A 24354-nucleotide genomic window follows, 5' to 3' on the forward strand; every position below is an offset into this window, starting at 1 on the left:
AGCTGCGAACATTATGTTTTTACATAAAGTGTTGCAACCCGAAATTCCCCAGCACAGGTTTTTGCCATGCCCGCCCTGATTGAAGCGTTCCTCGACCCCGCCTCTTCGACCTACAGCTACGTGGTCTATGAAGCCGACGGCGGACACTGCGCAATCGTTGACCCGGTGCTCGATTACGATGGCGCCGCCGGGCGCACCGGCACCGAGCAGGCGGACAGGATCATCGCCTTCGTCCGTGCGCACCGGCTGCAGGTGCAATGGCTGCTGGAAACCCACGCCCACGCCGATCACCTGTCCGCTGCGCCGTACTTGCGTCGCGAGCTGGGCGGCAAGATCGCCATCGGCGAATCGATCAGCAAGGTGCAGAATGTGTTCAAGGCGCTGTTCAACCTCGAGCCGGAATTTCGTATCGACGGCTCGCAGTTCGATCACCTGTTTGCGCCGAACGAATCGTTCATGATCGGCAACCTCAAGGCCACCGCCCTGCACGTCTCCGGCCATACCCCAGCGGACATGGCCTACGTGATCGACGGCGAACAGATCCTCGTTGGTGACACGCTGTTCATGCCCGACGTCGGCACCGCGCGCTGTGATTTCCCCGGTGGCAATGCCCAGCAATTGTTCAGGTCGATCAAGAAGCTGTTGGCTTTTCCGGCCGGCGTGAAGCTTTACGTGTGTCACGATTACCCGCCTGAAGGGCGCGCTTCGCAGTGCCAGACCACGGTCGGCGAACAGCGCAAAAGCAATATTCATGTGCATGACGGGATCGATGAAGCCGCGTTCGTCGAGATGCGTACCCAGCGTGATGCCGGATTGGGCATGCCGACATTGCTGCTGCCGGCGATTCAGGTGAACGTGCGGGCGGGGAATATGCCAACGGCGGAAGACAACGGCGTGGTTTACCTGAAGATCCCGCTCAACAAACTTTAACGTCAAAAGATCGCAGCCTTCGGCAGCTCCATTTGGAATACGGTGCAAATGTAGGAGCTGCCGAAGGCTGCGATCTTCTGATCTTCAGGTTCCCAACGTCAATCCATTAGCCGGCAACGGCAACGCGGTCTTATAACGCACCTGCTTCAGCGCAAAGCTCGAACGAATATTCGCCACGCCGGGAACCTTGGTCAGAAAATCCATCATGAAGCGCTCCAGCGACTGGATGCTTGGCACCAGCACGCGGATCAGGTAGTCCGGGTCGCCCGCCATCAAATAACACTCCATCACCTCCGGCCGATCAGAGATCGCTTCCTCGAAATGCTGCAGCGCCTCCTCCACCTGTTTCTCCAGGCTGACGTGAATGAATACGTTCACGTGCAGCCCCAGCAGGTCGGCATCCAGCAGCGTGACCTGTTCACGAATCAGGCCCAGTTCCTCCATCGCCTTGACCCGGTTGAAGCATGGCGTCGGTGACAGATTCACCGAACGGGCGAGGTCGGCGTTGGTGATGCGCGCGTTCTCCTGAAGGCTATTGAGAATGCCGATGTCGGTACGGTCCAGTTTGCGCATGAGACAAAACCACCTGTTTTTTATGTTTATGCAGAATTTCTATCTGCAAATGGTCGCCAGCGCAACGAAACACAGAGAAATATTCTTCTTGCCCGCGCCTATGATTGTTGTAGGACAAGATTTCCTCTACCCAGGAATGACTGCCAGCTCACTACAAGAAATTCACAAGATCGAGCGTAGAAGCCATGACCCAAGCGTATGAACCGCTGCGCCTGCACGTCCCTGAACCCTCGGGCCGTCCCGGCTGTAAAACCGACTTTTCCTACCTGCATCTGACTGATGCCGGTACGGTGCGCAAACCTCCTGTCGATGTGGAACCTGCTGACACCGCCGACCTGGCGCGGGGCCTGATTCGCGTGCTCGACGACCAGGGCAACGCCCTCGGCCCATGGGCTGAAAACGTGCCGGTCGAGATCCTGCGCAAAGGCATGCGCGCGATGCTCAAGACGCGCATCTACGACAACCGCATGGTCGTCGCCCAGCGGCAGAAAAAGATGTCGTTCTACATGCAGAGCCTTGGCGAGGAAGCCATCGGCAGCGCTCAGGCTCTGGCGCTGAACATCGACGACATGTGCTTCCCGACCTACCGCCAGCAAAGCATCCTCATGGCGCGCGAGGTGCCACTGGTCGACCTGATCTGCCAGTTGCTGTCCAACGAGCGCGATCCGCTCAAGGGCCGCCAGTTGCCGATCATGTACTCGGTCAAGGACGCCGGGTTCTTCACCATTTCCGGCAACCTCGCCACCCAGTTCATTCAGGGCGTCGGCTGGGGCATGGCCTCGGCGATCAAGGGCGATACCAAAATCGCCTCGGCGTGGATCGGTGACGGCGCCACCGCCGAATCGGACTTCCACACCGCCCTCACCTTCGCTCACGTCTATCGCGCGCCGGTGATCCTCAACGTCGTGAACAACCAGTGGGCGATCTCGACCTTCCAGGCTATCGCTGGCGGTGAAGCCACCACTTTCGCCGGGCGCGGCGTCGGTTGCGGCATCGCCTCGCTGCGGGTCGATGGCAATGATTTCTACGCGGTCTACGCGGCTTCCGCCTGGGCTGCCGAACGCGCCCGACGCAACCTCGGCCCGACCATGATCGAATGGGTCACCTACCGCGCCGGTCCGCACTCGACCTCCGATGATCCATCGAAATACCGCCCTGCCGATGACTGGAGCCACTTTCCGCTCGGCGATCCGATCGCGCGTCTGAAACAGCACCTGATCAAGGCCGGCCACTGGTCGGAGGAAGAACACGCCGCCGTCAGCGCCGAACTCGAAGCCGAAGTGATTGCCGCGCAGAAACAGGCCGAACAGTACGGCACCCTCGCCGGCGGCCAGATCCCGAGCGCCGCGACCATGTTCGAAGACGTCTACAAAGAGATGCCGGAGCACTTGAAGCGCCAGCGTCAGCAGTTGGGAATCTGACATGAACGATCACAACAACAATATTCAGTTGGAAACCGCCATGACCACGACCACCATGACCATGATCCAGGCCCTGCGCTCGGCCATGGATGTGATGCTTGAGCGCGATGACAACGTCGTCGTCTTCGGGCAGGACGTCGGTTACTTCGGCGGCGTGTTCCGCTGCACCGAAGGCCTGCAGACCAAGTACGGCACCTCGCGGGTGTTCGACGCGCCGATTTCGGAAAGCGGCATCGTCGGCGTGGCCGTCGGCATGGGCGCCTACGGACTGCGTCCGGTCGCCGAAATCCAGTTCGCCGACTACGTCTACCCTGCCTCCGACCAGATCATTTCCGAAGCGGCGCGTCTGCGTTATCGCTCGGCCGGCGAGTTCACCGCACCGATGACCCTGCGCATGCCCTGCGGCGGCGGCATCTATGGCGGCCAGACCCACAGCCAGAGCATCGAGGCGATGTTCACTCAGGTCTGCGGTCTGCGCACCGTCATGCCATCCAACCCGTATGACGCCAAAGGCCTGCTGATTGCCTCCATCGAAAACGATGACCCGGTGATCTTCCTTGAGCCGAAACGCCTGTACAACGGCCCGTTCGACGGTCACCACGACCGCCCCGTAACCCCGTGGTCGAAACACCCGCAAGCCCAGGTGCCGGACGGCTACTACACCGTGCCGCTGGACGTTGCCGCGATCACCCGCCCGGGCAAGGACGTGACGGTGCTGACCTATGGCACCACCGTTTATGTCTCGCAAGTCGCTGCCGAAGAGTCCGGCGTCGATGCCGAAGTCATCGACCTGCGCAGCCTGTGGCCGCTGGATCTGGAAACCATCGTCAAGTCGGTGAAGAAAACCGGTCGCTGCGTGGTGGTTCACGAAGCCACGCGCACCTGCGGTTTCGGCGCCGAGCTGGTATCGCTGGTGCAAGAGCATTGCTTCCATCACCTGGAAGCGCCGATCGAGCGCGTCACCGGTTGGGACACCCCCTACCCGCACGCGCAGGAGTGGGCGTATTTCCCAGGGCCGTCCCGAGTGGGCGCGGCGTTGAAACGGGTCATGGAGGTCTGAATGGGCACGCACGTTATCAAGATGCCGGACATCGGCGAAGGCATCGCAGAAGTAGAACTGTCGCAGTGGCACGTCAAGGTTGGCGACCTGGTCGTAGAAGATCAGGTGCTGGCGGACGTGATGACCGACAAGGCGATGGTCGATATCCCGTCGCCAGTACATGGCAAAGTCATTGCCCTCGGCGGTCAGCCGGGTGAAGTGATGGCAGTCGGCAGTGTGCTGATCAGCATCGAGGTCGAGGGGGCTGGCAATCTTAAAGAGTCCGCCGCACCTGTTGTCGATAAAGAGCCTGTCACGCCGAAAGTTGAAGCCGTCGTTGTTGAGAGCAAACCTGCTGCAGCTGCGCCGCGCCCTGCGCCTGTTTGCCAAGGCCCGATGGTTGCTCGCGAAGCAGACGAACGCCCCCTCGCATCGCCCGCCGTGCGCAAACATGCGCTGGATCTGGGTATTCAATTGCGTCTGGTGCGCGGCTCCGGCCCGGCCGGTCGTGTGCTGCACGAAGACCTTGAGGCCTATCTGGCGCAAGGTCAGTCGAACGCTTCGGCACCCGTTGCCGCCGCGTACGCTCAACGTAATGACGAAGAACAGATTCAAGTCATCGGCATGCGCCGCAAGATTGCTCAGCGCATGCAGGACGCCACGCAACGTGCCGCGCACTTCAGCTACGTCGAGGAAATCGACGTCACCGCGATCGAAGAGCTGCGCGCCCATCTGAATGAGAAGCACGGCGCCAGCCGTGGCAAGTTGACCTTGCTGCCGTTCCTCGTCCGCGCGCTGGTCGTCGCCCTGCGCGACTTCCCGCAGATGAACGCCCGTTATGACGACGAAGCCCAGGTCATCACTCGCCTCGGCGCGGTGCATGTCGGTGTCGCCACGCAAAGCGATGTCGGCCTGATGGTGCCCGTAGTGCGTCACGCCGAAGCCCGCAGCCTGTGGGACAGCGCCGCCGAAATTTCGCGCCTGGCCAACGCCGCGCGCAACGGCAAGGCCAGTCGCGATGAGCTGTCCGGTTCGACCATCACCCTGACCAGCCTCGGCGCATTGGGCGGCATCGTCAGCACGCCGGTGCTGAACCTGCCGGAAGTAGCCATCGTCGGCGTGAACAAAATCGTCGAGCGGCCGATGGTGGTCAAAGGCCAAGTGGTGATCCGCAAGATGATGAACCTCTCCAGCTCGTTCGATCACCGCGTGGTCGACGGCATGGACGCGGCACTCTTCATCCAGGCCATTCGTGGCTTGCTCGAACAACCTGCCACTTTGTTTGTGGAGTAAGGCGCGCATGCAATCTCTGAACACTACGCTGCTGATCATCGGCGGCGGCCCCGGCGGTTACGTTACGGCGATCCGCGCCGGGCAACTGGGCATTCCGACCATTCTGGTCGAAGGCCAGTCGTTGGGCGGTACCTGCCTGAACGTCGGCTGCATTCCGTCGAAGGCGCTGATTCACGTGGCTGAGCAGTTTCACCAGACGCAGCATCACAGCCAGCATTCGGCGTTGGGCATCAATGTTTCCGCGCCGACCCTCGACATCAGCAAAAGCGTCGAGTGGAAGGACGGTATCGTTGATCGCCTGACCACCGGCGTCGCTGCGCTGCTGAAGAAGAACAAGGTCCAGGTCATCAACGGCTGGGCGAAAATCATCGACGGCAAAACCGTGGAAGTCGGCGATACGCGCATTCAGTGTGAGCATCTGGTGCTGGCCACCGGTTCGACCAGCGTCAACCTGCCGATCCTGCCGATTGGCGGGCCGATCATCTCCTCCACCGAAGCGCTGGCGCCGACGTCTGTACCGAAACGCCTGATCGTGGTCGGCGGCGGTTACATCGGTCTGGAGCTGGGCATCGCTTATCGCAAGCTCGGCGCCGAGGTCAGTGTGGTCGAGGCGCAGGACCGTATCTTGCCCGCTTACGATGCTGAACTGACGCAACCGGTGCATGACGCATTGAAGCAACTGGGCGTGAAGCTGTATCTGAAACACAGCGTGCTGGGTTTCGACGGCAGGTTGCAGGTGCGCGATCCGCAAGGCGAAACCCTGAATCTGGAAACCGATCAGGTGCTGGTCGCGGTCGGTCGCAGGCCCAACACCCAGGGCTTCAATCTCGAAGCGCTGAATCTGGACATGAACGGTTCGGCCATCAGGATCGACAGCCGCTGCCAGACCAGCATGCGCAACGTCTACGCCATTGGTGACGTGAGCGGCGAACCGATGCTCGCTCACCGCGCCATGGCCCAGGGCGAGATGGTTGCCGAGCTGATCAGCGGCAAAAGCCGTGAATTCAATCCGACCGCGATCGCCGCCGTATGCTTTACCGACCCGGAACTGGTGGTAGTCGGCAAGACTCCCGACGAAGCCACCGCAGCCGGGCTGGACTGCATTGTTTCCAGCTTTCCGTTCGCTGCCAATGGTCGGGCGATGACCCTGGAATCGAAAAGCGGCTTCGTGCGTGTGGTCGCGCGTCGCGACAACCATGTGATTGTCGGCTGGCAAGCGGTGGGCGTTGGCGTGTCGGAATTGTCGACGGCATTTGCGCAAAGCCTGGAAATGGGCGCGCGGCTGGAAGACATCGGCGGCACCATTCATGCCCATCCGACCCTGGGTGAGGCGGTGCAGGAAGCGGCGTTGCGTGCGCTGGGGCATGCGCTGCATCTGTAAGCGTTGGTGGAATTGATGGCCCCATCGCGAGCAGGCTCACTCCTACATTCTGGAATGCATTCCCCTGTAGGAGTGAGCCTGCTCGCGATTTCTCAAGGGCGACTGGAACTATCTGCCTGTCATCCGATAGTCCGGGCTGCGAAACCGCTCAAGAATGAAGTATTGTTGTGCCCATCCAAAAAAAACGTCAGAAGCCTTGAACCGTTTCGGCGGTTGTTCAGTGATAGAGGGTGTCATGGGTAACGAAAGCATCAATTGGGACAAGCTGGGTTTTGACTACATCAAGACCGACAAGCGCTATCTGTCGTACTTTCGCGATGGCGAGTGGGACAAAGGCACCCTGACCGAAGATAACGTCCTGCACATCAGCGAAGGCTCCACCGCCCTTCACTATGGTCAGCAGTGCTTCGAAGGCATGAAGGCCTATCGCTGCAAGGACGGTTCGATCAACCTGTTCCGTCCGGACCAGAACGCCCTGCGCATGCAACGCAGCTGCGCGCGCCTGCTGATGCCGACGGTCGACACCGAGCAGTTCATCGAAGCCTGCAAAGCCGTGGTTCGCGCCAACGAGCGTTTCATCCCGCCGTACGGCACCGGCGGCGCGCTGTACCTGCGCCCCTTCGTGATCGGCGTGGGTGACAACATCGGCGTACGCACCGCGCCCGAGTTCATCTTCTCGATCTTCTGCATTCCGGTCGGCGCCTACTTCAAGGGCGGCCTGACCCCGCACAACTTCCAGATCTCCAGCTACGACCGCGCGGCCCCACAAGGCACCGGCGCGGCCAAGGTCGGTGGCAACTATGCCGCCAGCCTGATGCCGGGCTCGAAAGCCAAGAAAGCCAACTTCGCTGACGCGATCTACCTCGATCCGATGACCCACACCAAGATCGAGGAAGTCGGTTCGGCCAACTTCTTCGGGATCACCCACGACAACAAGTTCATCACCCCGAACTCGCCGTCGGTGCTGCCAGGCATCACTCGCCTGTCGCTGATCGAACTGGCGAAATCGCGCCTGGGCCTGGAAGTGGTTGAAGGCGACGTGCTGATCGACAAGCTCTCGGACTTCAAGGAAGCCGGTGCCTGCGGTACCGCTGCCGTGATTACGCCGATTGGCGGCATCAGCTACAACGATCACCTGCATGTGTTCCACAGCGAAACCGAGGTGGGCCCGGTGACCCAGAAGCTCTACAAAGAGCTGACTGGCGTGCAGACCGGCGACATCGAAGCGCCTGCGGGCTGGATCGTCAAGGTTTGATCTGACGACTGCGGATGCTCAAAAGCCCTCCACCGAGTGATTGGTGGGGGGCTTTTTTGATTGTGGTTGTTGGTTTTGTTTGTGTAAGGCTGGAGATCTTTTGTGCTTTTCAAAACCCGAGTTCGACGCGAACTTTCAAGTCGGTGTAGTACGGGAGAACACCTCGGTCGGCCCCCTCTCCCTCTGGGAGAGGGCTGGGGTGAAGGCTTGCTTTTGATTTTTGGCGGCAATGCGCTTGCCCGAGCGACTCGAAATCCCGCTCGCCTGCCCATTCTGCTGCTTGCCCATTCGCGCTTGGGTAATCAATCCCGGGATCAACTCACCCTCCGGTAGATTCTTCCAGAACCGCACCGGCAGATGCCCTTGCATGACCTTCGGATTCAACCGTGCCGGATTGAATATGTGGCTGTAGTAAGTCAACCACAAATCGCCATGGGGATCGTCGACGTTCTGCGCCAGTTGCTGCCATTCGATCGGGCACTGCCGCTCGTGAATCAATTGCTCACCGTCGTAATACACACCGTCGCGCGGCGTGGCGATCAACCAGCGATGCTGGCCCATTCGCCCGATGAAGTGCTCGCTGGCGCTGTGCAAAATGTCATGCGCCGGTTCGTGCCACGCCACATATTGCGGCCCGGGGAGATCCTTTGGGCGTTCGATGAAACGCACAAAGGCATGCAGATGATGGGCCTCGCGGCTGACCTGCTTGATGCGTCGCTGCAACTCACTGCCAAGCTTGTCGCCGGCCATCATCGCCGTGCGGTCGCCATGGCTGACGCGCCATAGCACTTCATACAACAGGCTCCAGCGTTGCTCGCCGCGATAGCGCGCCGCCTGTTCGAGGGTGTCGAGCAGCGCGCGCGGAATACGCGCCTGAAACGGCCCCTGGCCTTCGGGCACCTGTTCATCACTGGCAAACAGATCGCCCACTCCTTCCGCCGCCCAGCTCACCAGACTCGGATCGACTTCATGACTGAGCAACCAGCGCGCCTGCTGGCGCCAGGTGTCGAACAGATCGTCACAATCCAGACTGATCATCCCCACAACCCCATCTGCTGCGGCATCGGCCGGTCGCGCAATTGCTGATAGAGCATGTGGCTGGTGACTTCCGCCTGCTGCGGGTGATAGTCACTGGTGATGATGAACGGCTTGGCCTTGGCCAGCACACAGCGCATTCGCGCCACGTCTTCGTAACGGATCCGCCGCTGACGCCGCAGCTCGACCAGGCGTTCGGTGGTGCGCAAGCCGATGCCGGGAATACGCGCGATCAGCGACGCATCGGCATGGTTCAGGTCCAGCGGGAACACCTCGCGATTCTCCAAGGCCCAGGCCAGCTTGGGATCGATGTCGAGCGCCAGGTTTCCCGGGCCTTTGAGCAGTTCGTCCGCGCGATAGCCGTAGCTGCGCAGGAGGAAATCGGCCTGATACAGGCGATGCTCGCGCATCAGCGGCGGCGCGGCGAGCGGTACGCTTTTCGGGCTGTCGGGGATCGGGCTGAACGCCGAATAATAGACCCGCCGCAGGCTGAAGTTGCCATACAGCGATTGGGCGCTGTGGAGGATGGTGCTGTCATCGGTGTCATCGGCACCGACGATCAGTTGGGTACTTTGCCCGGCCGGTGCGAACCTGGCCGAGCGCGGCTCGTTCAATACGGTCTGCACGCCAGTGTAAATGGTGTTCATCGCTTGTTTGATCGAAGTGATGTCTTTCTCCGGCGCCAGAGTTTGCAGGCTGGCATCGGTGGGCAATTCAATGTTGACGCTCAGGCGATCAGCGTACCGCCCCGCTTCCTCGATCAAGGCAGGATCGGCTTCCGGAATGGTCTTGAGATGGATATAGCCGCGAAACTCGTGCTCTTCACGGAGCAACTTCGCCACCCGCACCAGTTGCTCCATGGTGTAGTCGGCCGAGCGGATGATCCCGGAGCTGAGAAATAGGCCGCTGACGCAGTTGCGCCGGTAGAAATCCATGGTCAGCGTGACGACTTCTTCAGGGGTGAAGCGCGCGCGCGGCACATCGCTGGAACGGCGATTGACGCAATACTGGCAATCGTAAAGACAGAAGTTGGTCAGCAAAATCTTCAACAACGACACACAGCGCCCGTCCGGCGTATAGCTGTGGCAAATGCCCATGCCGTCCGTCGAACCGAGCCCGCTCTTGCCCTCGGAGCTGCGCTTGGGCGCACCGCTGCTGGCGCAGGAGGCGTCGTACTTGGCGGCGTCGGCGAGGATGCTGAGCTTGTCGATGATTTGCATGGCACGGACTCTTTACTGTGTGCATATACAGTATAGGCTCGACCGCCGTGAAACAAGCCGATGGATGACCCCTCGTCGGCTGCCAGTGAATCCTGTGGGATGGTGGTGACAGTCAGGAAGTATGAAACCCCTCAGAACGCAAAGGCTGCGATCTTTTGATCTGCCCGTCCAACGGCAACTCAAAGCCGAAACGCGCATTGATCTGTCTGCGCCCCAGCGTCGTCAGCGTCAACGCCCGACTGTCCAGATCCTGCGTCACCCATTTGCGCTTCAGCGCCGTTTGCAACAAGGCCGCGCCCAGCGAGCCGCCGAGATGCGGCCGGCGCATGCTCCAGTCGAGGCACGGGCAGGCAAACTTGCGGCGCAGAGTCACCAGGTCCCGCACATCGATACCCAGCCCGAGAAACAACGCCTCGCCACTATCGCTCAGGCGATACGCCTGCTCGTCGGTTTGCACCAGCCAACCGCCTGCAATCAAGCGGTCATGCAACAACACCGCCAGCGTTCCGGCCATGTGGTCATAGCACGTGCGGGCGAATTGCAGGCGATCCGGGGTGTGCGCCTTGAACGTCGGCGCGGCATTCTGGCCAATCACCATCAACGCTTCCAGCGCTTGCGCCACCCGCTGATCGGCAAGGCTGTAATAGCGATGACGGCCCTGCACATGCAGGCGCACCAGTGCCAGATCCTTGAGTTTCGCCAGGTGCGCACTGGCGGTCGAGGCGCTGACTTCGGCGATCGTCGCCAATTCGGTGCTGGTGCGGGCGTGGCCGTCCATCAGCGAACAGAGGATTTTCGTTCGCGCCGGCTCGGCGATGGCGGCGGCCACTTGGGAAACGCCGATGTCCTGATGTTCTGCGTGCATAGTTCGCTCCCGGACGAATCATCGCCTGCAAGGACTGCAGATAGTAGCAACACTTTCTCTGCTGACAAGGCTGCCAACCATGGACCCACTCCGCGCTGCGACTCACGCCGATCCCTATCCTTACTATTCAGAGCTGCGTGCTGGCGGCGGACTGGCCTTTCACGAGGATTTGCAACTGTGGGTTGCCAGCAGCGCGCGGGCGGTGTGTGCGGTGCTGGCGCACGCCGATTGCCGGGTGCGCCCGGTGCAGGAACCGGTGCCTCAAGCCATTGCACAAGGTCCGGCCGGCGAGGTGTTCGGCCGACTGATGCGCATGAATGACGGCGAGCGCCAGCGCTGCCCTCGCTCGGCCATCGAACCGGCGCTGGGGCTGATCGATCAGAGCGAGGCAGGAGAACTCGTTGCTGCCCGACTGTTCACAGCGGATGCCGACGGTTTGTACAACGCAATGTTCCGCGGCCCGGTCGCCGTGGTCGCAACGTCGCTCGGCTTCACGCCGGCGCAGAGCCGGACGATCAGCGAACTGACCGCCGATTTCGTCGCGTGCCTGTCACCGTTGAGCAATGACCTGCAACTCGCCGCCGCGCATGCTGCCGCAACGCAGTTGCGCGGTTATTTCATCGAATTGTTGGCCGATCCCGACATGAACAGCGCGCTATTGCAGGGGATCACCCAACGTTTCGATGGCGATCAAGATACATTGATCGCCAACCTCATCGGCCTGTGCTCGCAGACATTCGAAGCCTGCGCCGGCCTGATCGGCAATGCGTTGGTAATGTTGCAGCGCCAGCCTGAATTACATGCAACACCGATAGAGAATCTATTGGCGGAAGTTCAGCGCTTCGACCCGCCCGTACAGAACACCCGACGCTTTGTTGCTGCCCCATGCGAAATCGAGGGCGTGCGGCTTGAAGCGGGTGATGCAGTTCTCCTGCTGTTGGCCGCAGCCAATCGCGATCCGGCGCTGAATGAACGCCCGGAGGAGTTCGTGCCGCAGCGCGCCAACCGTCGAAGTTTCAGTTTTGGCAGTGGTCGGCATCAGTGTCCGGGGCAAGCGTTGGCGATGAGTATTGCCGGGGCGACTTTGAATCAAATCCTTGCCAGCGGCCTTGGTCTGAATAGCCTGAGCTGGGATTACAGGCCATCGCTCAATGGCCGGGTTCCACTGTTCAACATTAGCGGCGGCTGATGATCAGTCTTCGCGAGCAGGCTCGCTCCCACATTGGCCCAGTGATGAACTCAACATTGTGGGAGCGAGCCTGCTCGCGAAGAGGCCAAAACATCCACCGCAACTCAACAATCAAACCGCCCACTGCAAGATCAACCAACTGTTCGCCCCACTGATCAACACAAACAGCCCCCACGCCAGCACACGGGTCGGCCAGCGATTGACGAACGGCCCCATCAATTGCCGGTCATTGGTCATGCGGATCAATGGGTACAAGGCAAACGGCAGTTGCAGGCTGAGCACCACCTGGCTCAACACCAGCAACTTGCCGATCGCGCCGTCGCCGAGCAGCCAGACGCCGATGAATGCCGGAATCAGCGCCAGGCCACGGGTGATCAGGCGCCGCTGCCAGCACGGGATGCGCAGGTTCAAATAGCCCTCCATGATCACCTGCCCGGCGATGGTCCCGGTGAAGGTCGAACTCTGTCCGGACGCGAGCAGCGCCACGCCGAACAACACACTCGCCAGCGCACCGCCGACCAGCGGATCGAGCAAGTGATAGGCGTCCTGAATGTCGACCACATCGGTGTGCCCGGACTGGTGAAACGCCGCCGCTGCGAGAATCAGGATTGCCGCATTGACCAGCAGCGCCAGGGCCAGCGAACCGATGGTGTCGATGCGCGCCAGTTTCACCGCATCCTGCTTGCTCGCCAGATCCTTGCCGATCATTCGCGTCTGCACGATCGAGGTGTGCAGGTAAAGGTTATGCGGCATGACGGTGGCGCCGAGGATGCCAATGGCCAGATACAGCGGTGCGGCATCGCCGATGGCCGACAGCGACGGTTTGAAGCCCTGCGCCACGTCCGGCCAGTAAGGTTTGATCAGCAACAGCTCAACGAAAAAACACACGCCGATGGTCGCGACCAGCACCAGCATGATCGCTTCCAGCCGGCGGAAACCACGGTTCTGCAGGGCCAGCACCAGCAGTGTGTCGAACGCGGTCAGGGCGATGCCGAAAGTCAGCGAACAGCCGAGCAGCAAGTGAAACGCGAGTGCGCAGCCAAGCACTTCGGCGAGGTCGGTGGCGATGATCGAGATTTCCGCCAGCCCCCATTGCAGGCGTGCGGTCGGCGTGCTGTAGCGCTCCCGGGACAGTTGCGCCAGATCGCGGCCGGTGGCGATGCCCAGCCGCGAGCACAGGCACTGCACCACCATGCCAGCCAGACTCGCCAACAGCACCACGAACAACAGGCTGTAGCCAAAACGCGAACCGGCCTCGATCGCGGTGGCCCAGTTGCCCGGATCCATGTAGCCGATCGACACCAGTAAACCGGGGCCGGCAAAACGCAGCACGCGCTTGAAGAATGAAGCAGTCGGATCGACCGCGACACTGCCGGCCACTTCCGGCGGGCAAAACGGCGCAGTGGCGATTTTGGGCAAGCTGAATTTCACGCACACATCCAGAAACAAACACGGGAGCCCGGCAGCTTAGTCGTTTCGAACAAAGCGTTGAAGAGCAAAAGATCGCAGCTGGCGGCGCCCGCATGTGGAATGCGATTTTCTGATCTTATTGACTCACGCCCAACAACTGCTCGCGCAACTCAGGACTGCGCGTACGCGGATCCAGCCAGATATCGAAAAACGCCTTGGCAAATTGCGGATCTTCGATTTCATGCTGAAGCTTCTGGCCGATAAAAAATCGCGCACCCTGCCCCGGCAGATACACACCGGTAATACGCGTGCCGGCCTGCACATCGACGAACGATTGCTGCATCTGCACCTGCCAGTCGGCCAGTTGCGCCGGACTGACGCGGGGGCCGCCAAGGCGTTTGATTTCGTCGACGCTGGTGCTGACCAGATCATCGCGCGAGATCGCCCGGCGGTAGATCAGCTCCAGGGCAAAGGGCTGGCCGGCCGCCAGCGGTCGCGCGGCACTCCACAGGCGTGCGCTGTAGACATCGAAGCCGAACACACTGAAATCGCCGCTGCCGATGATCTGCGCACCGGGCACGGCGTCTTGCCAACTGGCCCATGTCGGTGTCAGCAGTAGCGCCCACAAGCCAATGCCACAGCAGCCACGGACGAGCTTCGCTGTCCTGTTCATCGCCGTTATGTCTCCGCGCGTCGTGATGCTCCAAGCATAGCCGGATTCACGCCTGAATTTTTGTATACAAACTTTGCACACATAGGCAGCAATCTTCTCAGCGCAGTGCTAACGTGACTCACCCTGACCCGACGGAGACACCCGCGTGCTGATTCTCAAACTGCTGCTGATTCCCGGCTTCCTCCTGCTGATTTCTCTGGCGGGCAAGCGCTGGGGCCCGAGCGTGGCGGGGTGGCTGTCGGGGTTGCCGGTGGTGGTCGGGCCGATTCTGTTTTTCCTCGCCATCGAACAAGGCCCGCAGTTCGCTGCGCAATCCGCGGTGGCGGCGCTGTCGGCAATGTTCGCGATGATTGCCTTCTGCATCACCTATGCGCAGGTCGCGCAACGCGCCAATTGGCCGTGGGCACTTACGATTTCGCTGGCGGTTTGGGGCGTGCTGGCGGCGGTGTTATCGGTGATTCCGGGGTCCTTGGCGTTCTCGGTGATTGCTGCGGCGGTAGCACTGCTGGCATCGCCTTACCTGTTTCCTGAAGTGCAACCCGTATTGAACGGGCCGGCGCCGAAGTCGGACAAACTGATCTGGCGGATGATTGCCGGCGCGGCGCTGACGCTGGTAGTGACGATGCTCGCCAGCACCGTTGGCGAACGCTGGAGCGGCCTGCTCGCGGTATTCCCGGTGCTCGGCAGCGTCATGGCGGTGTTCTCGCAACAGACCCGCGGCCCAGCGTTCACCGCCGCGTTACTGCGCGCAACGGCGACCGGCATGTATTCGTTTTCGGCATTCTGCCTGGTGTCGGCATTGACGTTGCCAAGCATGGGCCTCAGCGGTTTTGCCGTAGGCGTGGCGGTTTCAGTCGCGATGCTGGGGGTGACCCGGCGTCTGCTGGCGCGGCCAGTGGCCAGGGCGCAAGCGCAATAACCGTCCGGAAGAATCGCGCTGGAATCCCCGGCACGCTCCGTGGGATGATCGCCCGCCTCGCGCGACCAATTCCCGGAGATTCAGATGTCATTGTTGAGCAAAAAAGCCGTCATCCTGATGTTGGCGGCCGTCGCCGGTTTCACCGCGATCAATGCGCACGCCGCCAAGGAAAAAGGCAAAACCGAGAAGGTCTCGATGCTCGACGGCAAGTTTGCCTTTGTCCTGCCCAAAGGCTTTGTCGCCGACCCGCTGCCCGCCAGCCCGAGCGGGGCCAAGGGCACGATGTACACCAATCAGGCGACCAAAACCGTGGTCATCGCCGCGGAAAACCAGATCCCCGCAGGGCAGAACGTCAAGAATAACGACAGTGAATTCCTCGACGGCAGCGTGTCGAGTTTCATCGACGATCAGCGCAAGGCGCTGCCGGACTTCAACAAGCTCAGCGAAAAAAGCCTGACCCAGAAAGGCACCGGCCTCGGCCTGCGCCAGGTTGACAGCACCGCCACCCAAGGCGGTGGCCAGACGCTGAACACCACGCTACTGGCCGGCTCAGGGGCGAAGATGGCGCTGGTGCAGGTGATTTCCCGCGCCAGCGACAAGAAGACTCACGATGCCTTGGTCAAAGCCATCGTCAAGGATTGAGCCGCTGCAACCAGCCATTCAGATCGCGCAATTCGGCCGCACTGATGCTGTGGCCGACGCCCGGATAAGCGTGAAACTCGGGCTGGTAATCGAGTTTCTGCAGTAGCGCGTTGGCCTCGGTGCCATGGCGGTAAGGCACCGGATCATCGGCGGTGCCGTGGCCGATAAAGATGCTCAGCGGCAGCGGCGCCTGTCCGGGCTTGAGTTCGGCCTTGAGCACCGGCAACAAGCGCCCGCTCAACGCGGCAAAGCCGCCCACGGCCGCTGGCGCGCGCAGGCCCACTTCGTAGCTCATCATCGCGCCCTGGCTGAAGCCGATCAGGTACACCTTGTCCGGCGCGGCGTGATATTTCTTCGCCGCCTGAGCGATAAAGTCACGCAGCTGCTGGCCGCTGACCTTCAGATTATCGGTCTCGCCGTTGTAGGCACCGTCACCCTTCTTGCGAAACCACTGGTAACGTCCTTCACCCAGGCTCATCGGCGCGCGCACGGAAAGGTAGTTGTACTGCGCCGGCAGCTGAAATTTCATACCGATCAGATCGGCCTCGTTACTGCCATAACCGTGCAGGAAAATCACCAGCGGACGCGGCTCGGCATCGGCGTGGACCTGTTCGAGGTATTTGAGCGGCAGGTCGGATTGCAGGGTGGTTTGGGCGTGGACGGCGGTGGATGCGAGCAGCGTTAGCAGCGCGAATAGTTTCAGCATGGAGCGTTCCTTCACAGAGTGTCGGGTTCGCGGGGGAGCCTAACATCCTCGGCGGAGGATCCAAATTTTGTGGTGTGGCTGATGGCCCTTTCGCGAGCAGGCTCGCTCCCACAGTTGAAATGCGTTCCCCCTGTAGGAGTGAGCCTGCTCGCGATGAGGCCACTGAAGCCGACGGAAATCCTCAGTCGTTGGTCAACTTGCCGGTACGAAACGGCACCCGCCCCGCCACTTTCGCCTGCCAGATCCCCGGTTCGGTATACCGCCCGCGATCAATCGCAAACAGCACCCCGCTGGTGCCGGCGCGCACGGTGGTCACGCGATCCTGCAATGGATCAACGACCTCGAACAGCGCATCGCCCTGCTCTACCCATTCACCGGCATTGCGCAAGAAACTCACCACGCCGTGGTGCGGGGCGAACAGGTATTCGGTGCCTTCGAACGGCAGGCCTTCACAGCACTCGTTCGGGGCTGCCGGCCATTCGCCGCTGATGAAACCCTGCTCGGCGAGAAAGCCGAGAATCGCTTCGCAGTTGGCCCGGGCCTGATCGACACGGGTGTCGCCCATGCTGCCCAGCTCCAGCGTGGTTGCCAGGTTCGCCGTCGGAATCGCCGCATGCGGGAATGCTTTAGCCAGACGCAACCAAGGCGTCGAGCAAGATTCATCGAACGAGCTGCCGCCGGAATCCTCGCACAGCAACGCCACACCCGCCTTCAGCCGCGCCGCCAGTGGTTGCCACTGCGGCCAGTGTTGCGGCAGCGCGTACAGGTGAATGGCAGCGTCGAAGTCGCAATGCAGATCGAGGGTGATGTCGGCGTCGCAGGCGTGGCGCAGCAATAAGCGATGCAAGGCTTCCAGTTGAGATTTGGCCGCCGGCAACTCGTCAAAGACCTGAGCCATGGCCTCGCGGATCAACGCGACGTTGGCCTCGGCATCCGCACCGAGCCGCTCCCCTGCCAGCGCTGCCACCGGAGCGCTGAGCTCGACGAACGCGCGGTTGAAATTCTTGCCGCTGCCCAGTTCGAAGCGGCCCATGTGATTGCCTTGCAGATGCTGGTCCAGGCCGATCGGATTGGCCACCGGCACCAGTTCGATGACGCCCTGCAAGCGGCCCTGCTGTTCCAGCTCGCTCAGGCGCAGCTTGAGTTCCCACGCGGTGCGCATGCCCGGCAGCTCGTCGGCGTGCAGGCTGGCCTGGATGTACACCTTGCGGCTGCCGGCGCCATAGCGGAACACGCTGAGAGAGCGCTCGCTGCCCAAATGGCTCCAGGGCAGAACGTGGTCGATGCGTTGCATGGGAAATCTCCGATTTTTCTGTAGGAGCTGCCGAAGGCTGCGATCTTTTGATCTTGTTTTTTACAAGCAAAGTCAAAAGATCGCAGCCTTCGGCAGCTCCTGCATGGCAAATATGAACGCAGGATAAATCATGGGTGCAAAAAAAGTGGCCTCCGCGCAAACGGGGCCACTTTTTTCTTACGGCTTATTAATGGCCGTACACGTCAAAGTCGAAGTACTTGTCCTGGACTTTCTTGTACTCGCCATTGGCGCGGATTTCGGTGATGGCCTTGTTGAACTGCTCAGCCAGTGCGGTATCGCCCTTGCGCACGGCAATGCCGGCACCGCCGCCGAAGTACTTGGCGTCTTCGTACGTCGGGCCGACGAATTCGAAGCCTTTGCCGGCGTCGGTTTTCAGAAAACCGTCGCTGAGGTTGACCGAGTCGGCCAGCATCGCGTCGATACGCCCGGACACCATGTCGAGGTTGGCTTCCTGCTGCGAGCCGTAGCGCACCAGTTCGATCCCGGCCGGAACCAGCACTTCTGTGGCGTAGCGGTCGTGGGTGCTGGCGCGCAGCACGCCGACTTTCTTGCCCTTGAGTTCGGTCAGCGGGTCTTTGACGCCGGAGCCTTCCTTCATCACGAAGCGCGCCGGGGTGTGGTAGTACTTGATGGTGAAATCGACGTTTTTCTTGCGATCGTCGGTGATGGTCATCGACGACAGAATCGCATCGATCTTCTTCACTTTGAGTGCCGGGATCAGGCCATCGAACTCTTGCTCGACCCACGTGCATTTGACCTTCATCTGCGCACACAGGGCATCGCCGATGTCCACGTCGAAACCGGTGAGTTTGCCGTCAGGGGTTTTCATCGAGAATGGCGGGTAACCGGCTTCGATGCCGATGCGGATCGGCTTGGCATCATCGGCCACAGCGGTCAGGGACAACATCGACAGTGCCAGGGCACCGAACATCACTAGCTTTTTCATTTATTACTCCCGTGCGGAGGCTTTTATTGGCAGCTTTCGATTCAGCGTTCGGTCATGGCGTTCTAACAGCAAAAACCGAAGTGGCCGGCAGTCTATGGCGACGCGCACGGGGGCAATTGTTTTTAAGCGACAAATACTTACAGAACATCGGCGCACGCATTGACGGGGGTCAAGGCGTGCGCCGTGGTGGTGCGAAGGCTGTAGGACAAGACTGTTTTCAGAGCAAGAAACGCTGATCCTCCCCGTAGGAGCTGCCGAAGGCTGCGATCTTTTGATCTTGATCGTCCCCACGCAGAGCGTGGGAACAATTGTCAAAAGATCGCAGCCTCCGGCAGTTCCTGCACAGGGATCAGCATTCGCAGGCGACAGGTGTCTTGGCGACTGACGCCGCGCTCAGTTTGAAGCCTTCATCCAACCATCCGGTAACGCCGCCGATCATCTCTTTCACCGGGTAATCCAGTGCGGCCAGTTTCACCGCCGCCTTGTTCGCGCCGTTGCAATGCGGCCCGGCGCAATAGACCACGAACAAGGTGTTTTTCGGGTAATCGGCCAAGCGTTCCGCCGTGAGCAAGCGTGTCGGGATATTGATCGCGCCGGGCACATGCCCGCGCTCGAACGCCAATGGGCCGCGCACATCCACCAGAACAAAATCGACCTCGCCGGCCTCGTGGCTGCTGAATACGTCGGAACAATCGGTTTCGAAGGTCAGACGATTGCTGAAATGCATCAGGGCAATCGCCGAAGGTGCGGCGGGGATGTCGCGAACCAGGCTGGTCATGTTGTGTTGCTCCTTTGTCTGTGAGGGATGAACAGACTTTATCGAGACGGCGCTTACCGCTACAGTGGCGCGCAAGACACCGACCGGGAGTTTTCCGCCAAATGCTCACTCAGCCCAATCTGGTTGCCATTCTGGCCTACGATGGCCTCTGCACGTTCGAGTTCGGCATTGCCGTGGAGATCTTCGGCCTGGCCCGACCGGAGTTCGAGTTCCCTTGGTATGAGCATGCGATCGCCGCGGTCGATCAAGGCCCGATGCGCGCCATGGGCGGCATTCAGGTGCTGGCCGATGGCGGGCTCGAACTCCTCGCCGAAGCGCGCACCATCGTCATCCCCGGCTGGCGCGACCGCAACGCCCCGGTACCGCCAGCGCTGATCGACGCATTGCGTCAGGCCCATGGCCGAGGCGCGCGGTTGCTGTCGATCTGCTCCGGGGTGTTCGTCCTTGCGGCCAGCGGCTTGCTCGACGGCTACCGCGCCACCACCCACTGGCGCTACACCAGCGAACTGGCCCAACGTTTTCCGGCCATCGAGGTCGACCCGGACGTGCTGTATGTCGATGCAGGCCAACTGATCACCTCCGCCGGCAGCGCGGCGGGCATTGACGCCTGCCTGCATCTGGTGGCACGCGACTTCGGCACACAGGTCGCCAACGCCGTCGCGCGGCGCCTGGTCATGTCGCCGCAACGCACCGGCGGCCAGGCCCAATTCATCCCCACCCCGGTCAGCCCGACACCACGCAGCGATTTATCGCGAGTCATGCAATGGGCCCGCGAACGCCTGCACGAACCGCTGGAAGTCCGCGATCTGGCCAGCGAAGCAGCAATGAGCGAGCGCACGTTTCTGCGGCGCTTCACCGAAGCCAGCGGCCAATCTCCGAAAGCCTGGCTGCAACATGAACGCCTGGCGCGAGCGCGGGAGTTGCTGGAAAGCACCCACCAACACACCGAGCAGATCGCCCAGCGCTGCGGCTATCGATCGGTGGAGAGTTTTCGCGTGGCGTTTCGCAGCGTGGTGGGCGTGCCGCCCTCGGTTTATCGGGAGCGGTTTGGGCAAAGCAACAAGCTTTCACGCCATCCCACAGCGTTCTAAGCAACTGACGTTGAAGGCGCGGCCTGCAGAAACGCCCGGCCATGAATACTGTGAAACGGAAAAATGCGGCTTGCTTTATATTGATTCTGATATAACCTGAAAATCAAACGTGCACGGCCATTTCTTGCAATACAACTCACCGTCTTCGCCCACATTCAGCTATTACGCTTTTCCTTTTGACACAGGACAAGCCGATGCCGAGACACAAGGATGTGGTGTTCGTGGGGAGCGCGTTGAAAGATCTCAAAGCGTTCCCGCTTGACGCCCGAAGGGCGGCAGGGTTTCAGCTGGATCTGTTGCAACAGGGTGACGTCCCCCTCGACTGGCGCCCTATGAAAACCGTAGGACGCGGTGTCAATGAAATAAGGATCACAGAGGACTCAGGGGCGTTTCGCGTGTTCTATGTAGTCAATCGTCCTGAAGCAATCTATGTGCTTCACGCCATACACAAAACCACGCGTAAAACGGAAATTAGAGATATCGAACTGGCCCGGGCCAGATATCAGGAAATAGGTTAAGCCATGAAGGAACATCAAGACTCATCCCAACGATTTTCGAGTGTGTGGGATGCATTGGAGGACACGCCTCAGGAAGCTGCCAACATGCGTTTGCGAGCCAAGCTCATGCGTTCGCTTTGCGAGACCATTCGAGCGTGGGAGATCCCTCAAAAGGACGCGGCACAGAGATTGGGAATCTCGCAGCCACGCCTCAATGATGTACTCAACGGGAAAATCGACAAATTCTCGCTGGATGCATTGGTCAACCTGTCAGCTGCTGCAAGGCTGCAGGTGGACATTTGCTTTCCGTCAGGCCCACTGCAATGGGCCTGACATTGGCTTTGCCCAGCGATGCCAACCCTGCATGCGAGTGCGGAAATCGACGGAGTTGAATAGCATTCAACTCCGCAGCTAACCATCGACATCATCCAGCAGCACAGATGCTCCGCTGGATGATTCCTGTACACCTCAATCCTCCCGCGTCAAAACCTCCAACAACTCAATTTCAAACACCAGATTCGAATTCGGCGGAATCTTGCCCATGGTCCGCTCGCCGTACCCCAGATGCGCCGGCACCCGCAATTGGCGTTTGCCGCCGACCTGCATGCCCATCAGGCCCTGATCCCAGCCTTTGATCACGCGGCCAGTGCCGATCACGCACTGAAACGGTTTGCCTCGGCTCCAGGACGAGTCGAACTCAGTACCGTCTTCCAGCCAGCCGGTGTATTGGGTGGTGATCAGTGCGCCTTTCACCGCGGCTTTGCCGTCGCCCGGTTGCAGCTCGATGATTTGCAGTTCGTCTGTCATGTCGTTGGCTCTGTTGAGATTTTTCACAGGCGGCGTTTTTCGCAGAATCCGTCGCCGATGGCAATCCATGGAACCGAAAACCCGCGTTGCCGCTCACATGTGTATCGACATCGTATGACGACAAGGATGCTTTGATGACCGACTCTCGATTGCTGCGCAGTTTCATTCCGCCATACATCCTCAACCGCATCATTGCCCACGGTTCCGAGCCGCAACGCAACGCTGCGATGCAAACACTCAGCCATGTACGCAGCCTGCTGCCCAACCCCGGCCGCCCTTCGCAGCCGCCGGCGCGGGCGATTCTGCCGGAGGCAACCAAACCCGGCCTGGCCCGGCGCAGCGTGCATGATGCGCAGAACAAAATGCTCTTGCCGGGCATGCCGGTGCGCCTCGAGGGCCAGCCGGCGTCGGGGGATCCGGCGGTCGATGAGGCTTACGATGCGCTGGGTGCCAGCTATGATTTCTTCTGGAAAGTGCTCGGTCGCGACTCGATTGACAATCAGGGATTCGCCCTGATTGGCAGCGTGCACTACGGGCAAGGTTACGAGAACGCATTCTGGAACGGCGCGCAGATGGTCTTCGGGGACGGCGACGGCGAAATCTTCCAGCGCTTCACCCGCTCGCTCGACGTCATCGGCCATGAACTGGCCCACGGCGTCACCGAAAGCGAGGCCGGTCTGATTTACGCCAATCAGTCCGGCGCGCTGAACGAGTCGCTCTCGGACGTATTCGGTGTGCTGACCAAGCAATACACCCTCGGGCAAACCGCCGAGCAGGCAGACTGGTTGATCGGCGCCGACCTGCTGATGCCGAAGATCCAGGGCAAGGGCCTGCGCTCGATGTCACACCCCGGCACGGCATATGACGACCCGCTGCTGGGCAAGGATCCGCAACCGGATCACATGCGCAAGTTCGTCATCACCAGCGAAGACAATGGTGGCGTGCACATCAATTCCGGCATTCCCAACCGTGCGTTTTATCTGGCGGCCCAGGCGTTCGGCGGTTTTGCCTGGGAAAAGGCCGGGAAGATCTGGTATGACACGCTGTGCGATGACCGCTTGAGCCAGGAGGCAACGTTCGACGCGTTCGCAAAATTGACCATCGACCATGCCGGCCAGCGCTTCGGCGCCGAAGCAGCCGACGCAGTTCAGCAAGCCTGGGCGCAGGTCGGTATCGAATAATCCGAGGAGGCTGTATGAAAACGCTACCCGAGCTGGATGACGATTCCGTTTTGCGCGTATCTCGCCAGGGAGGCGTTGCAGCGATTCACAGCCTGAGCCGCCCACGGGAAATCGAATTCGCGCAATGCGACATCAATCAGCGTTCGAGAATCTGCTCGGTGCTGGAGGGCTGTCTGCCATTGGACAGCAGCGAATCCGGACGTGGGGATCAACGCTTCTTTCAGATTGAAGTGCGCTATCAGTCCGGGGAAATGGTGCTGAAAGTGCCGGAGAACCAGGCGCCCGGGGAGCTGGTGAGTCTATGGGACAAGGGAGAGCTTTTGTAAACGCTCTCCCCCGCAATCAGACTATTTCTCGACCGGCTGCATCTCGACAATCGTGCCGTTGGTGATCATCACCATCACGTACTTGTCATTGATCTGCACCCACTGCGCCTGTTCGATCGGTGCTTTCAGACCTTTGGCTTTCCAGTTCTTCAAAGCCTTGTCCTCGCGCTGGTACATTTCCGGCGCGCGGTCGTTGACCTTCAGTTGGCGGTCGCTGGTCGGCGATTGCACGGCGGGTTCGCTGGAGGTTTGCGCCGCTTGAACAATGGGCGTGATACCGGCAATACCGGCAACGAGGGCCAGACTGGCGATTAGGGTTTTGCTGTTCATCGGTGAACCTCTTTCAGATGAGTAGTACCTGAACTCCGACTGCGCGGCGCGGGAAACATTCCTTGTTTTTTGCCGGAGGTGGCCGTTAGAGGGCTTTGTCCATCTGACCGCCATCGCTGGCAAGCCAGCTCCCACAGGAGGTTGTGTCACACCGCAATTATTGACCTGAGCTCCGGTTCCTGTAGGAGTGAGCCTGCTCGCGATAGCGGTGCGTCAGCCAACATCACTGCCGCCTGAACCACCGCTATCGCGAGCAGGCTCACTCCTACAAGAGCAAGAGCAAAAGCAAGATCAAAAGATCGCAGCCTTCGGCAGCTCCTACAGTTGGATTGGGCACAACCTCAAGATCAGCTCGGCTGTCAGGCCGTCTTCGCGAGCAGGCTCGCTCCCACAGAAACGCAAGGCAGCGCAGTTGCTCGCGGCGAAGCCGCCCCACTCAACAATGAGCGTTAGCTCGAGTGCTTTTGATCTTGATCTACGGGCGACGTCGGAAGGCTGAGTGGAGGGATTGATCCGGGCGTGGGAGCGCAGC

At 60.6% G+C, this 24354-nt stretch carries 26 protein-coding genes; 14 read left to right on the forward strand and 12 right to left on the reverse strand.

What is annotated here, in order from left to right; all coding sequences use genetic code 11:
- The first annotated feature begins 66 nt into the window (after positions 1-66).
- Positions 67-930, forward strand: coding sequence for an MBL fold metallo-hydrolase (locus QRN33_RS23250; protein WP_285410349.1), 864 nt, complete (start codon positions 67-69; stop codon positions 928-930).
- 84 nt (positions 931-1014) lie between these two features.
- Here the strand turns inward: QRN33_RS23250 and bkdR are convergent, their stop codons facing one another.
- Entirely contained in the window at positions 1015-1503 is a 489-nt protein-coding gene (gene bkdR / locus QRN33_RS23255; protein WP_039762201.1) for a Bkd operon transcriptional regulator BkdR, read from the reverse strand.
- Between the two features lie 185 nt (positions 1504-1688).
- Here bkdR and QRN33_RS23260 point away from each other — a divergent pair, with 185 nt between their 5' ends.
- The 5 genes from QRN33_RS23260 (at position 1689) to QRN33_RS23280 (ending at position 7892) form a co-directional block, all read left to right on the forward strand.
- Positions 1689-2924, forward strand: a complete 1236-nt coding sequence (locus QRN33_RS23260) for a 3-methyl-2-oxobutanoate dehydrogenase (2-methylpropanoyl-transferring) subunit alpha (protein WP_042609297.1) — start codon at positions 1689-1691, stop codon at positions 2922-2924.
- Position 2925: 1 nt separating this feature from the next.
- Entirely contained in the window at positions 2926-3984 is a 1059-nt protein-coding gene (locus QRN33_RS23265) for an alpha-ketoacid dehydrogenase subunit beta (protein WP_003224000.1), read from the forward strand.
- Positions 3985-5256, forward strand: coding sequence for a dihydrolipoamide acetyltransferase family protein (locus QRN33_RS23270; RefSeq protein ID WP_285410352.1), 1272 nt, complete (start codon positions 3985-3987; stop codon positions 5254-5256). It abuts the gene before it with no gap.
- 7 nt (positions 5257-5263) lie between these two features.
- Positions 5264-6637: a dihydrolipoyl dehydrogenase gene (gene lpdA / locus QRN33_RS23275; protein ID WP_285410354.1), complete on the forward strand. Its 1374-nt coding sequence runs from the start codon at positions 5264-5266 to the stop codon at positions 6635-6637.
- Positions 6638-6872: 235 nt separating this feature from the next.
- The gene (locus QRN33_RS23280; RefSeq protein WP_008086978.1) at positions 6873-7892 is read left to right on the forward strand and encodes a branched-chain amino acid aminotransferase; all 1020 of its coding nucleotides are present in this window, start codon (positions 6873-6875) and stop codon (positions 7890-7892) included.
- Positions 7893-8027: 135 nt separating this feature from the next.
- Here the strand turns inward: QRN33_RS23280 and QRN33_RS23285 are convergent, their stop codons facing one another.
- The 3 genes from QRN33_RS23285 to QRN33_RS23295 all read right to left on the reverse strand — a co-directional run bounded on the left by QRN33_RS23285 (position 8028) and on the right by QRN33_RS23295 (position 11012).
- A complete protein-coding gene (locus tag QRN33_RS23285) occupies positions 8028-8930 on the reverse strand; it encodes a TIGR03915 family putative DNA repair protein (protein WP_285410357.1) in 903 nt (300 codons plus the stop codon).
- Complete coding sequence (locus tag QRN33_RS23290; RefSeq protein ID WP_042609293.1) at positions 8927-10147, reverse strand: putative DNA modification/repair radical SAM protein; 1221 nt, start codon at positions 10145-10147, stop codon at positions 8927-8929. The genes QRN33_RS23285 and QRN33_RS23290 overlap by 4 nt, the downstream gene beginning before the upstream one ends.
- 112 nt (positions 10148-10259) lie before the next feature.
- Positions 10260-11012, reverse strand: a complete 753-nt coding sequence (locus tag QRN33_RS23295) for an ArsR/SmtB family transcription factor (RefSeq protein ID WP_285410360.1) — start codon at positions 11010-11012, stop codon at positions 10260-10262.
- 79 nt (positions 11013-11091) lie between these two features.
- Between QRN33_RS23295 and QRN33_RS23300 the strand changes: the two genes are divergently transcribed.
- Positions 11092-12201 (forward strand): cytochrome P450, encoded by a 1110-nt coding sequence (locus tag QRN33_RS23300; RefSeq protein ID WP_285410362.1) that lies wholly within the window; start codon positions 11092-11094, stop codon positions 12199-12201.
- 111 nt (positions 12202-12312) lie between these two features.
- Here QRN33_RS23300 and QRN33_RS23305 read toward each other — a convergent pair whose 3' ends face one another.
- Both QRN33_RS23305 and QRN33_RS23310 read right to left on the reverse strand, forming a co-directional pair.
- Entirely contained in the window at positions 12313-13632 is a 1320-nt protein-coding gene (locus QRN33_RS23305; RefSeq protein WP_285410364.1) for an Nramp family divalent metal transporter, read from the reverse strand.
- A gap of 115 nt (positions 13633-13747) precedes the next feature.
- Entirely contained in the window at positions 13748-14284 is a 537-nt protein-coding gene (locus QRN33_RS23310; protein WP_285410367.1) for a chalcone isomerase family protein, read from the reverse strand.
- 145 nt (positions 14285-14429) lie between these two features.
- On the opposite strand from QRN33_RS23310, the gene QRN33_RS23315 reads away from it, so the two are divergent.
- Together QRN33_RS23315 and QRN33_RS23320 are read left to right on the forward strand one after the other, a co-directional pair.
- Positions 14430-15203, forward strand: a complete 774-nt coding sequence (locus tag QRN33_RS23315; protein ID WP_252880455.1) for a hypothetical protein — start codon at positions 14430-14432, stop codon at positions 15201-15203.
- Between the two features lie 84 nt (positions 15204-15287).
- Positions 15288-15845 carry a DcrB/PsbP domain-containing protein gene (locus QRN33_RS23320; protein WP_285410370.1) on the forward strand — a complete coding sequence of 186 codons (558 nt, stop codon included), beginning with the start codon at positions 15288-15290 and terminating at the stop codon, positions 15843-15845.
- Here QRN33_RS23320 and QRN33_RS23325 read toward each other — a convergent pair.
- The 4 genes from QRN33_RS23325 to QRN33_RS23340 all read right to left on the reverse strand — a co-directional run bounded on the left by QRN33_RS23325 (position 15835) and on the right by QRN33_RS23340 (position 19590).
- Positions 15835-16551, reverse strand: a complete 717-nt coding sequence (locus QRN33_RS23325) for an alpha/beta hydrolase (protein ID WP_285410372.1) — start codon at positions 16549-16551, stop codon at positions 15835-15837. The genes QRN33_RS23320 and QRN33_RS23325 overlap by 11 nt on opposite strands.
- Positions 16552-16732: 181 nt before the next feature.
- Entirely contained in the window at positions 16733-17845 is a 1113-nt protein-coding gene (locus tag QRN33_RS23330) for a succinylglutamate desuccinylase/aspartoacylase family protein (protein ID WP_285410373.1), read from the reverse strand.
- A 187-nt stretch (positions 17846-18032) separates the two neighbouring features.
- Positions 18033-18812 (reverse strand): L-arginine-binding protein AotJ, encoded by a 780-nt coding sequence (gene aotJ / locus QRN33_RS23335; RefSeq protein ID WP_042609284.1) that lies wholly within the window; start codon positions 18810-18812, stop codon positions 18033-18035.
- Positions 18813-19161: 349 nt separating this feature from the next.
- Positions 19162-19590, reverse strand: coding sequence for a rhodanese-like domain-containing protein (locus QRN33_RS23340; RefSeq protein ID WP_123419273.1), 429 nt, complete (start codon positions 19588-19590; stop codon positions 19162-19164).
- Positions 19591-19691: 101 nt separating this feature from the next.
- Between QRN33_RS23340 and ftrA the strand changes: the two genes are divergently transcribed.
- The 3 genes from ftrA (at position 19692) to QRN33_RS23355 (ending at position 21511) form a co-directional block, all read left to right on the forward strand.
- On the forward strand, positions 19692-20681 hold the full coding sequence (gene ftrA / locus QRN33_RS23345; RefSeq protein ID WP_285410375.1) for a transcriptional regulator FtrA: 990 nt from the start codon (positions 19692-19694) through the stop codon (positions 20679-20681).
- Positions 20682-20875: 194 nt separating this feature from the next.
- On the forward strand, positions 20876-21199 hold the full coding sequence (locus QRN33_RS23350; protein WP_042609281.1) for a type II toxin-antitoxin system RelE/ParE family toxin: 324 nt from the start codon (positions 20876-20878) through the stop codon (positions 21197-21199).
- Between the two features lie 3 nt (positions 21200-21202).
- Positions 21203-21511 (forward strand): helix-turn-helix domain-containing protein, encoded by a 309-nt coding sequence (locus tag QRN33_RS23355; RefSeq protein WP_285410377.1) that lies wholly within the window; start codon positions 21203-21205, stop codon positions 21509-21511.
- A 135-nt stretch (positions 21512-21646) separates the two neighbouring features.
- Here QRN33_RS23355 and QRN33_RS23360 read toward each other — a convergent pair whose 3' ends face one another.
- Entirely contained in the window at positions 21647-21985 is a 339-nt protein-coding gene (locus QRN33_RS23360; RefSeq protein WP_285410379.1) for an FKBP-type peptidyl-prolyl cis-trans isomerase, read from the reverse strand.
- A 134-nt stretch (positions 21986-22119) separates the two neighbouring features.
- Between QRN33_RS23360 and QRN33_RS23365 the strand changes: the two genes are divergently transcribed.
- Positions 22120-23166 carry a M4 family metallopeptidase gene (locus QRN33_RS23365; RefSeq protein WP_285410380.1) on the forward strand — a complete coding sequence of 349 codons (1047 nt, stop codon included), beginning with the start codon at positions 22120-22122 and terminating at the stop codon, positions 23164-23166.
- A 14-nt stretch (positions 23167-23180) separates the two neighbouring features.
- Positions 23181-23492 (forward strand): protealysin inhibitor emfourin, encoded by a 312-nt coding sequence (locus tag QRN33_RS23370; RefSeq protein ID WP_042609278.1) that lies wholly within the window; start codon positions 23181-23183, stop codon positions 23490-23492.
- Between the two features lie 21 nt (positions 23493-23513).
- Here the strand turns inward: QRN33_RS23370 and QRN33_RS23375 are convergent, their stop codons facing one another.
- A complete protein-coding gene (locus QRN33_RS23375) occupies positions 23514-23822 on the reverse strand; it encodes an RcnB family protein (protein ID WP_024013366.1) in 309 nt (102 codons plus the stop codon).
- Positions 23823-24354 lie beyond the last annotated feature (532 nt).

The organism is Pseudomonas sp. FR229a, assembly GCF_030209115.1.
Lineage (GTDB): Bacteria > Pseudomonadota > Gammaproteobacteria > Pseudomonadales > Pseudomonadaceae > Aquipseudomonas > Aquipseudomonas moraviensis_A.